The sequence below is a fragment of the Streptomyces sp. NPDC006265 genome (assembly GCF_040613555.1).
Taxonomy (GTDB): Bacteria; Actinomycetota; Actinomycetes; order Streptomycetales; family Streptomycetaceae; genus Streptomyces.
In genome coordinates, this window is the sequence record NZ_JBEXSH010000760.1 from 1 (window position 1) to 4,540 (window position 4,540).

4 protein-coding genes and 1 pseudogene are annotated in these 4,540 nt (G+C 71.0%); 2 read left to right on the forward strand and 3 right to left on the reverse strand.

Translation table 11 applies throughout. The annotated features are described in order from the left end of the window. Together ABZ281_RS39250 and ABZ281_RS39255 are read right to left on the reverse strand one after the other, a co-directional pair. Positions 1–602: pseudogene (locus tag ABZ281_RS39250) on the reverse strand (helix-turn-helix domain-containing protein); the annotation flags it as partial. A gap of 292 nt (positions 603–894) precedes the next feature. Continuing rightward, positions 895–1,329, reverse strand: coding sequence for an ATP-binding protein (locus ABZ281_RS39255; protein WP_356662777.1), 435 nt, complete (start codon positions 1,327–1,329; stop codon positions 895–897). A 164-nt stretch (positions 1,330–1,493) separates the two neighbouring features. Here ABZ281_RS39255 and ABZ281_RS39260 point away from each other — a divergent pair, with 164 nt between their 5' ends. Further along, positions 1,494–2,324, forward strand: a complete 831-nt coding sequence (locus tag ABZ281_RS39260; RefSeq protein ID WP_356662778.1) for a helix-turn-helix transcriptional regulator — start codon at positions 1,494–1,496, stop codon at positions 2,322–2,324. Next, entirely contained in the window at positions 2,321–2,527 is a 207-nt protein-coding gene (locus ABZ281_RS39265; protein WP_298561874.1) for a DUF397 domain-containing protein, read from the forward strand. The genes ABZ281_RS39260 and ABZ281_RS39265 overlap by 4 nt, the downstream gene beginning before the upstream one ends. Before the next feature lie 291 nt (positions 2,528–2,818). Here the strand turns inward: ABZ281_RS39265 and ABZ281_RS39270 are convergent, their stop codons facing one another. After that, positions 2,819–4,507 carry a uroporphyrinogen-III synthase gene (locus ABZ281_RS39270; RefSeq protein WP_356662779.1) on the reverse strand — a complete coding sequence of 563 codons (1,689 nt, stop codon included), beginning with the start codon at positions 4,505–4,507 and terminating at the stop codon, positions 2,819–2,821. Between the last annotated feature and the right edge of the window lie 33 nt (positions 4,508–4,540).

The following is a 4,540-nucleotide window of genomic DNA, read 5'->3' on the forward strand; positions in this document are numbered from 1 at the left end:
GGCGGTCGTCGGTGCGCCGTAGACCGGCAAGCAGGGTGACGGCCTTGTCGTGGTGCCGGCCGCGGGGGGTGCTCGGAGCCGCGCGTCTCCGGCGGGGTGGGTGACGCTTGAGGGGCGGGCGGTCCAGCGCCGAGCGAGGGCGCGTCCGGCGGGCCGGGGGCCTGGTCGCCTCCCTGGGACGTCTCCCCGGTCTGCGGACCGACCACGGGACCGTCGGAGGTACGGGCGGCGACATGGGCGGCGGGGGCGTGGTGGGCGTACGTCCGCGTGTACAGGCGGCCCGCTTCCGTGCGCTCCCGGACCCGCTCCAGATAGCCGCGCGCCTCCAGCTCCCGTAGGGCGAAGGCGACCCGGTCCCGCCCTTCCGGGAAGCGCTCGGCGAGGCTGCGGATGTCGACCGGGGCGCCCTCCGGCAGCGACAGGATGTGGGTGGCCAGCCCGATGGCGGTCAGCGACAGCTCTCGGTGCTGGGCGAGGTGGTTGCCGACGATCGTGTACCGGTCGGATTGGTACGCCCGTACGTGGGTGACACCGGAGTGGGTGGTCGTCCGCCGAACATCCTGATCCGGGCGCACGGCAGCGTTAGGTTTCTTCTCAGCCATGGGGAAGGTCTCGACTTCCTCGTTGGTCAGGCCCTCGCACTGGGATTGCCGTCCCGGCGGGGGCCGATGCATGTGTGGGGTTGTGATGGTGCCTGGGGCGAGACTGCACGCCCCAGCGGCCACCGCGCCACTCGCACCCACCGGTTTCACCCGCCCGGGTGACGTAGGCGGGTTTGGCTGGTTGGGAGGGTCTTTTCCCTGGGTTCTTTGGTCTTTTACCGCCCGCCGCCCCGGCCCGCACCGCACCGGCCCACGTGCTTCCGGGCGCCGGTACGGGCACATCGGCGGCACGTCACCCGGGCGTACCGAGATCGAGCTCGGCCCACACGGTCTTGCACGGCACCGGGCCCGTTCGCACACCCCAGCGGTCGGCCAGCGCCTCGACCAGGACCAGACCTAGGCCGGACCCGGTAGGCTCCGCCCCCGCGGTCACCCGTGCCCGCGAGGGCAGTTGCTCGCCCCGGGCATCGGTGACCTCGATACGAAGAGTGGCAGGCGCTGTGACGATGAGGCCGAGCCGGAAACTCCGCCCGGGAACACGGCCGTGCACGGCGGCGTTCGAGGCGAGCTCGGCGACGATCAACCGGGCCGGGTCGAAGGGCAGTTCCCAGGAGCGCAGTTGCTCGGTGGCGAGCAGACGGGCGAGACGCGCGCCCCGGCGGGTGGCGGGGAGCGGCACGGTGAACTGGCGGAGCTGGGTCCGCGGTGCGGTGATTTCCTGATTCACGTCACTCAGAGTGTTCACGCGTGCTTACGCTGTGAAGAGGGATGGCCCGTGCGGCCGACGGCTGTCCGTGAGGTGTCCGGTTTCTGTCCGGGCTGCCCGGGATGACCGGGCGCGGGCGGGCGAAGTTGCTTCGGGGATGGGCACGCGACGGGAGGGCGGCGCGCATGAGCGAGTGGGAAGCGGGGCTGGACGACGAGGCCGGGGCCGTGATGCGGACGGTGGTACGGCAGTTGAAGCTGTGGCGGGAGGCGGCCGGCCTCACGCAGGCGGAGTTCGGAGCGGCGATCGGGTACGGGGAGGAGCTGGTCTCGTCCGTGGAGCGGGGGCGGCGGATTCCGCGGCCGGAGTACCTGGACGCGGCGGACGAGGCGCTGCGGGCGGGCGGCAGGATCGCGGCGATGAAGGGGGACCTGGCGGAAGCCCGATACCCGAAGAAGGTGCGAGACGTGAAGCGCCTGGAGGCGGAAGCCGTCGAAATCTGCTCTTACAACAACTGCGTCATCGATGGGCTGTTGCAGACCGAGGCATACGCGCGAGCGGTGTTCAGCTCTCGGCGGCCGCAGTTCGCGGAAGAGGAGTTGGAGCAGCGGGTAGCTGCTCGGCTGGATCGTCAGGAGATCTTCAACTCCCCGACAGCTCGCCCTCTTTTCAGCTTTGTGCTGTGCGAAGCGACGCTGCACCGCCTGATCGGGGGCAAGATGGTGATGCGCAACCAGCTCGAACGGCTGTCGGAAGTGGCCCGCCTTCGGAACGTCGACCTACAGGTGCTGCCGCTGAGCCGGGAGGAGAACTCAGGCCTCGGTGGCCCTTTCCGACTCCTCAAGCTCAAGGACGGAGCAGCCGTGGGCCTGAACGAAGTCCAGCTCACCAACCGCGTGATCACCGATCCGAAAGAGACCACGGTCCTCGACATGCGCTATGGGATCATCCGGGCGCAGGCTCTCCCACCACGAGAGTCGCTGGCCTTCATCGAAAAAGTGCTGGGAGAGTCATGACCTTCAAGCCCTCTGACGGAGCCGACGGCAAGCTGGAGTGGATAAAGAGCAGCTACAGCTCGGACGACGGTCCTTCGTGCGTCGAGGTCGCCACCACCTTGGCAACCGTGTACGTGCGCGACTCCAAGACCCCGGACGGTTCCCGTCTCGGCCTTACTCCCACCGCCTGGGCGACCTTCCTGCCGTATGCCTCTGGGCGCTGACGGAGTGAACGGACGCGGCCCGCACCCGAACCCAGGGGCGCGGGCCACATCTGCACGTCAGTCGACGACCGGAGCCGCCTCCTTCGCCGAGCCCTCGCCTCGCGCCTGCCGCAACGTCTCCGCGATCGCGGCGAACTCCTCCGGCGCGACCTGAAGGTCCCTCGACGAGCTCGGCGGCCAGAACGCCTGGGGACAGCAACGCCTTTGCGAAGACGCACTGTTCGACAGTCTGCGGTGACCTCGACCGAACGGGGCGGACTCGCTGATCGCGGCCCACCCCGCTCGTCGGGTTCACGTCGTCGAACGCCTCCGCCGCGCCCCCGGCCGCCGCTCGCTCGGCCGCGTCACCGGATCCCCGGCCTCCACGGCGGCAGCCCTCCGCTTCGCGCCGAAGTCGGCCAGGGCTTCGGCCAGCTTGTGGACGGACGGCTCGGGAGCCATGACGTCCACCCTCAGCCCGTGCTCCTCGGCGGTCTTCGCCGTGGCCGGACCGATACAGGCGATCACCGTGACGTTGTGCGGCTTGCCGGCGATGCCGACCAGGTTCCGCACGGTGGACGACGAGGTGAAGAGAACGGCGTCGAAGCCACCGCCCTTGATCGCCTCACGGGTCTCCGCCGGCGGCGGCGAGGCCCGCACGGTCCGGTAGGCCGTGACGTCGTCGACCTCCCAGCCGAGCTCGATCAGCCCGGCGACCAGCGTCTCCGTGGCGATGTCGGCACGCGGCAGGAACACTCTGTCGATCGGGTCGAAGACCGGGTCGTAGGGCGGCCAGTCCTCCAGCAGACCGGCGGCCGACTGCTCACCGCTCGGCACCAGGTCCGGCTTCACGCCGAACGCGATCAGCGCCTTCGCCGTCTGCTCGCCGACGGCCGCGACCTTGATGCCCGCGAAGGCACGCGCGTCGAGCCCGTACTCCTCGAACTTCTCCCGCACGGCCTTGACCGCGTTCACCGAGGTGAAGGCGATCCACTCGTAGCGGCCCGTGACGAGCCCCTTGACCGCGCGCTCCATCTGCTGGGGCGTGCGCGGCGGCTCGACGGCGATCGTCGGCACCTCGTGCGGCACGGCCCCGTACGACCGCAGCTGGTCGGAGAGCGACGCCGCCTGCTCCTTGGTCCGCGGCACGAGCACCTTCCAGCCGAACAGCGGCTTGGACTCGAACCACGCGAGCTGGTCGCGCTGGGCGGCGGCGGAACGCTCACCGACCACGGCTATCACCGGCCGGCCGCCCTCGGGCGAGGGCAGCACCTTGAGCTGCTTCAGCGTCTGCGCGATCGTGCCGAGCGTGGCGGACCAGGTGCGCTGCCGGGTGGTGGTGCCGGCGACGGTGACGGTCATCGGGGTGTCCGGCTTGCGCCCGGCGGAGACGAGCTCGCCGGCCGCCGCCGCGACGGAGTCCAGCGTCGTGGACACGACGACCGTGCCGTCCGACGCCCCGACCTCCGTCCAGCACCGGTCCGACGCCGTCCGCGCGTCCACGAACCGCACGTCCGCGCCCTGCGCGTCCCGCAGCGGCACACCGGCGTACGCGGGCACGCCGACGGCGCTCGCGATGCCGGGGACGACCTCGAAGGGCACCCCGGCGGCGGCGCACGCCAGCATCTCCTCGGCGGCGTACGTGTCGAGGCCCGGGTCCCCGGACACCGCACGCACGACCCGCCTGCCGCCCCGTGCGGCCTCCATGACAAGATGTGCGGCATCCCGCACCGCGGGGGCGGCGACGGTGGTTGACGTGCCGTCAACTACCGTTAGCTGGGGCGCTCCTGTGCCCGGCGCCGGATCCTGGGAAGGGTCCGAATCCGTGTGCACTTCGGAGACGCCCTGCCTGGCGTGCTGACGTACGACGTCGAGCACTTCGTGCTCGGCGACGAGGACGTCCGCGTTCGCCAGCGCCTCCACGGCGCGCAGAGTCAGCAGTCCCGGATCTCCGGGGAGCGGGGAGCCGCCGGGGGTGGAGGTGTCCTCGACGACCAGCACGCGGCGGCCCGCCTCCCTTCGAGACCGGAGGCA